Genomic DNA, 5,618 nt, shown 5'->3' on the forward strand with positions numbered 1-5,618 from the left:
GTTCGCGATCGGCGAGTGCGCGTGCGTCGACGGACGGGTCCACGGGCTGGTCGCGCCGGGATACGCGATGGCGACGCTGCTGGCCGAGCGCCTGCTCGGCGCCGAGGGCCGTGAGCTGGGCGCCGCGGACACCTCCACCAAGCTCAAGCTGCTCGGCGTCGACGTGGCGAGTTTCGGAGATGCCCTGGCCGGCACCGCCGGAGCGCTCGAGGTAACCGTCAACGACCCGGTCGCCGGCAGCTACGCCAACCTCGTCGTCTCCGACGACGCCTCCACCCTGCTCGGCGGGGTCCTCGTCGGCGACGCGTCCCGTTACGCCCTGCTGCGCCCGCTGGTGGGACGTCCCCTTCCGGGCGACCCGCTTGCCATGATCGCCCCGGCCGGTCCCGACTCCACCACCGGCGCCGGCGTCGGGGCGGTCGGGGTCGCGGCGCTGCCCCCCGACGCGATGGTCTGCTCGTGTCACGCGGTGACCCGGGGCGCGATCGACACGGCCATCGGCGAGTCCGGACTGACCACCGTCGCCCAGGTGAAGGGCCGCACCCGGGCCGGCACCGGCTGCGGCTCGTGCGTGCCGATGCTGTCGTCGCTGCTGGCCGAGTCCGGTGTGACGGTGAACCCCGCGCTCTGCGAGCATTTCGATGTCTCCCGGGTGCGACTCGCCGAACTGGTACGTACCCAGGGCATCACCACGTTCAGCGAGCTGGTCTCCCGGTACGGCCGCGGCCGTGGCTGTGACATCTGCAGGCCAGCCGTCGCCTCCATTCTCGCCAGCCACGGCAACGGCCATATTCTGGACGGCGAACAGGCCGCCCTCCAGGACACCAATGACGCCTTCCTGGCGAACATCCAACGCAATGGCACCTATTCGGTGGTGCCGCGCATTCCCGGCGGGGAGATCACTCCGGCGAAACTCATCGCCATCGGCGAGGTCGCCCGCGACTTCGACCTCTACACCAAGATCACCGGTGGGCAGCGCATCGATCTGCTCGGCGCCCGGGTCGAGCAGCTTCCGGCGATCTGGCAACGTCTGGTCGCCGCCGGCTTCGAGTCCGGTCACGCCTACGGCAAGGCGCTGCGCACCGTGAAGTCGTGCGTCGGTTCCACCTGGTGCCGCTTCGGCATCGGCGACTCGGTGGCCCTGGCCATCCAGCTGGAACTGCGCTATCGCGGCCTGCGTTCCCCGCACAAGATCAAGGCCGGCGTGTCCGGCTGCGCCCGCGAATGCGCCGAGGCTCGCGGCAAGGACATCGGAGTCATCGCCACCGAGCGCGGTTGGAACCTCTACGTCGGCGGCAACGGCGGCTTTCGCCCGCGCCACGCCGACCTGCTGCTGACCGATGTCGACGCCGACACCCTGGTCCGCACCATCGATCGCTTCCTGATGTTCTACATCCGTACCGCCGATCGCCTGCAGCGCACCTCCGGGTGGCTCGAATCGCTTGCCACCGCCACCACCCGCCCCTCCCTCGGACCTGACCGCACCGGTACCAACGGGCTGGACGGGCTGGCCTACCTGCGGGCGGTCCTGGTCGAGGACGCACTGGGTATCGCCGCCGAACTGGATGCAGCGATGGAACGTCACGCCGCCACCTACCGCGACGAGTGGGCCGGCGTTCTTGCCGACCCGGAACGCCTGCGCCGCTTCGCGTCGTTCGTCAACGCGCCCGACACACCCGACCCGAGCATCACCTTCGTGACCGAACGCGACCAGCCCCGTCCTGTCCTGCTCCCCCTGCCGACCACCGTGCCGGCGCCGCGGGCCGATGACCGGCCTGGTGCCTCCGCCGTCACACCGCGGTGACCGACACACCCGAGAATCAGGTGACCGGCACGTCCACGAGGCAGCGGGCCGTGGCGGCCAGCGGGACCGCCGCGAGGAGGAGAGACGGCGAGATCATGTCCGGTTGGACTGCGGTGTGCCGGTTCGTCGACCTGACGCCCGAGCGTGGGGTGGCGCACTGATCGGGCAGACCCAGGTGGCGCTGTTCCGTACGCACGATGATGCTCTCTTCGCACTGGGGAACCAGGACCCGTTCAGCGGAGCCTGGGTACTGTCACGGGGCATCGTCGGTACCCGGGGCTCCCGGCCGACGGTGGCGTCACCGATGCACAAGCAGGTCTTTGATCTGCGCACCGGCGAGTGCCTGGACGACCACGGCGTCGCCGTGCCCGTCTACGACGTCCGTGTCCGCGAAGGAACTGTCGAGGTGAACTGCGCGTGAGCGGTACCAGCACGCCTGCCGGGGCGGGCCCGGGGATGACCTCCGGGCCCGGCGGCGTCGAGCCGCTCACTGGCTACACCATCGGGATCACCGCGGCACGGCGACGGGAGGAGTTCGGCGCCGCGCTGGAACGGCGGGGCGCGAGCGTCCGCTACGGACCGGCGATCCGCATCGTGCCGCTGGCGGACGACACGCGGTTGCGCGAGGCCACCGACGCCTGCCTGGCCGCGCCCCTTGACCTGGCGATCGCCACGACCGGCATCGGCTTCCGGGGTTGGATGGACGCCGCCGAGACCTGGGGCCTGGCCGAGCCCCTGACCAAGGCGCTGGACTCGGCCGTCCTGCTCGCCCGTGGCCCGAAGGCCCGCGGTGCGCTGCGCGCCAGCGGGCTGCGCGAGGCCTGGTCGCCGACATCCGAATCGTCCAACGAGGTACTCGAGCACCTGATCGAGCAGCACGACCTCGACGGTCGGCGCATCGCCGTCTAACTGCACGGCGAACCGCTGCCTGATCTGGTCGAGACCCTGCGGGCAGCCGGAGCCGACGTCATCGAGGTGCCCGTCTACCGCTGGATCGGACCCGCCGACCCGGCCCCGCTGCGCCGGGTGATCGACGCGGTGGCCACCAACGAACTCGACGCGGTCGCGTTCACCAGCGCTCCCGCGGTGATCAGCTTCCTGCGCACCTCCCAGGACCTGGGCCTGCGCGAAGCGGTGCTGGAAGCGCTGCGAGGCCCCGTCGTCGCCGCCGGGGTGGGCCCGGTGACCTCCGGCCCGCTGCTCGCCCTCGATATTCCGGTCGTCCAGCCGGCCCGCGCCCGCCTTGGGGCACTCGTACGCGAGATCGTCGAACAGGTGCCACGCCGCCGTGGCCTGCTGCTGCCCGTCGCCGAGGGCTGGCTCGACATCCGCGGCCAGGCCGCCGTGGCCGACGGCCGGATCGTGCCGCTGAGCCGCACCGCGATGGCTCTGCTGCGCCGGCTCGCCGCCCGGCCGGGGCACGTGGTGACCCGTCGCGACCTGCTGCCCCCGGGCGGCGGCGACGAGCATGCCGTCGAGGTCGCCATCGGACGGCTGCGGGCGGCTCTCGGCGACCCGCGCATCATCCAGACCGTGGCCAAACGCGGCTACCGCCTCGCCTTCGATCCCGAACGCGCCGCCGTCGACACCGCCGACTGGCGTTACTAACGATGCCGCCCCACGGTGTGCACCCGACGGAGCATCTCCACCTGACCAGGACATGACATCACCAACCTGATCCTCTCGAGAACCCGCCATCACAGTCTCCACCCGCCCAGGAGATCGGGCGGCTGACCGTGGAGATTTCGACGCCGACGGCGAGACGGATCGATATCTGCCGGCGGCACAAACGACGGCCTTCGATCACCCTCGACAACAATATGCCATTTTTCCCGATGCACCCGATGATGATGAAAAGAGCACAGCAGTACCAGGTTGTCGACCTTCGTCGCACCATTGTCGAGCCAGTGGACGATGTGATGAGCCTCGGTCCACGAAGGCGGCCTATCACAACTCGGGAATGCACATCCGCCGTCTCGGGAGACAAGAGCTCGACGCATGTGCGGGGGAACCGTCCGCACGCTTCTCCCGGCATCCAGCGGCACGCCGTTCGGGTCGAGAATGATACGGCCGACCGCCGCGTCGCAGGAGATCCGGCGGACCACCTCGAGGGGCAGCGGCATTCCCCAGCTCGTCGTCGCCGAACCCAGACCACCCGAGATCAGGGTCGACCAGGCGATCGTGACCGTGAGATGGGGCCGCGCACCTCCTGACTTCGGCACCCGATTCCCGGAAAGAGCCCGGCTGACCAGCTCCACCAGCGCATCGGCACGACGGCGGGCGGGAGTGCGCAGATCACGTGCGCCATCCTCGCCCGGGCGGGGAGCGGACAGACCATCGAGCGCCGTCCGCAGCAGCGTCGCGCCTTCGGCGTCCAGCTCGCCGCGCACCAGCGTGGTGCCCTGCGGCGTGTCGAAGAACGTCAGCTGACGTACCGCCTGCGGATCCGACCGCGGGGCACTGCCACCGCTCTGGCCCGGACCGCTGCCCTGGCCCGGACCGCTGCTCTCTGACTCCGGCGAACAGCCGTCACCCACCGGCGGAGCGTCGCCCGCGTCGCCCGCGCCGACTGGGCCGTCCTCCCCGCCCCCCGCACGTCGCATCGGGCTTGTCACCGCTGCCAGCCATGCCACTGCCGGCCGCGCCGGTGTCGTGGCGCTTCTCCTCGTCCGCTGGGCGGTCGGCTGCGAGCAGCTTCTCGGTCAGCTGAGCCGCCGACCTGGTCAGCTGATGACGATCCATCCGGATCGCGTCGGCGAGCAGCGCGACCTGCATCGCATGTCGCTGCTCGTCACTGGCCTGCCCGGGGAATCCCTGCACCGCCCGCAGAATCACGTCGGCCTGCTCGGGACTGATTCTTCCCTGGGCCAGCGCCACCCCGGTGGCCTGGCATGGCCCGCCAACCACGGCCTGAGCGACGGCGATCAGACGCCTCGTGTCCCCCGGAGCGACCTGCATCTGCTCACGCATCCACCCGACCAGATCAGGGGCACCCCGCTGAGCGGAGAACCCGAGCTCACCGGCCCTGAGAATCGCCCGGCTACGGACCACACTCAGCTGGGAAAGCAGCTCGTACATACCCAGAAGAATGTTCTCGACATCGTCGCGCGACCAGCACGAGGGCTCAGCGGACAACAGCGCGCGCATACCTCCGGCGATATCCGCCAGCTGGCCTACGGTACGAGAAGCGGCGTTTTCCTCTCCCGCGACGACAACCACGGTGATGTTCGGCAGGACGTTGACAGAATCACTGCTGCCCAGATTCCCAGCAGCACTACCGTGCCCGCCCGGCGGCTCAGAGCCGACCAGCTCCTCCGACTGAAATGGCATGCCAGAACCATAACCTGCCCAGCGACAGAAAATCGAACCTCAGTTCGAACTATTTCCAGTGTAGTCCAGGGGACCCAGCACCCCCCGCCGGGGCCAGGTAACTCGATGCCACGCATACCGCATCCCCCACTCGGGCCAGTCAGGGTCGCGATGCCAAGGATGCCTCCCCCGATCCGACCAGCCGGATGACCACCCTCCGCACCGTGATCAGATACTGCTCATTCCAGATGCCGGCACGGCACCAGTCGGAGGCACGCCTGGCAGCACCCGACCCGCCAGACGGCGTCGCCGCAGGGACCGCAGTCCGACCACGACCCGACGGGGGTTCCCGGCAAGATCGACAACAAGACCCAGCAGGAGAACGAGGCGGGCTCCACCGTGGCCTTACCGCCACCAGAAAGGCCACATAGCGGCACCCCTGGAGGCTTATGCAGAACTCATGGAATAGAAATAGAGTGCCCGGATCGTGGAGAATGCTGTGGGG

General features: G+C 69.7%; 4 protein-coding genes and 1 pseudogene. 3 read left to right on the forward strand and 2 right to left on the reverse strand.

What is annotated here, in order from left to right:
- The 3 genes and pseudogenes from nirB to G6R24_RS17635 all read left to right on the forward strand — a co-directional run.
- A partial coding sequence (gene nirB / locus G6R24_RS17625; protein ID WP_163550318.1) for a nitrite reductase large subunit NirB occupies positions 1-1,804 on the forward strand: 1,804 nt, incomplete at its 5' end.
- On the forward strand, positions 1,767-2,225 hold the full coding sequence (nirD, locus tag G6R24_RS17630) for a nitrite reductase small subunit NirD (protein ID WP_338084463.1): 459 nt from the start codon (positions 1,767-1,769) through the stop codon (positions 2,223-2,225). The genes nirB and nirD, both read left to right, overlap by 38 nt.
- Before the next feature lie 35 nt (positions 2,226-2,260).
- A pseudogene (locus G6R24_RS17635) lies at positions 2,261-3,412 on the forward strand (uroporphyrinogen-III synthase).
- Positions 3,413-3,501: 89 nt separating this feature from the next.
- On the opposite strand, the gene G6R24_RS17640 reads toward G6R24_RS17635, so the two are convergent.
- Complete coding sequence (locus tag G6R24_RS17640; protein WP_163550319.1) at positions 3,502-4,341, reverse strand: HNH endonuclease signature motif containing protein; 840 nt, start codon at positions 4,339-4,341, stop codon at positions 3,502-3,504.
- Positions 4,334-5,134, reverse strand: a complete 801-nt coding sequence (locus G6R24_RS17645; protein WP_163550320.1) for a DUF222 domain-containing protein — start codon at positions 5,132-5,134, stop codon at positions 4,334-4,336. The genes G6R24_RS17640 and G6R24_RS17645 overlap by 8 nt, the downstream gene beginning before the upstream one ends.
- Positions 5,135-5,618: the final 484 nt, after the last annotated feature.

Origin of the sequence: Candidatus Frankia nodulisporulans (assembly GCF_902806475.1) — a bacterium.
GTDB classification, from domain to species: domain Bacteria; phylum Actinomycetota; class Actinomycetes; order Frankiales; family Frankiaceae; genus Frankia; species Frankia umida.

Excerpts from the sequence above, each read along its gene's own strand:
- nirD (WP_338084463.1), top strand. The coding sequence starts at position 1,767 with ATGACCGGCCTGGTGCCTCCGCCGTCACACCGCGGTGACCGACACACC.
- G6R24_RS17645 (WP_163550320.1), bottom strand. The coding sequence starts at position 5,134 with ATGCCATTTCAGTCGGAGGAGCTGGTCGGCTCTGAGCCGCCGGGCGGG.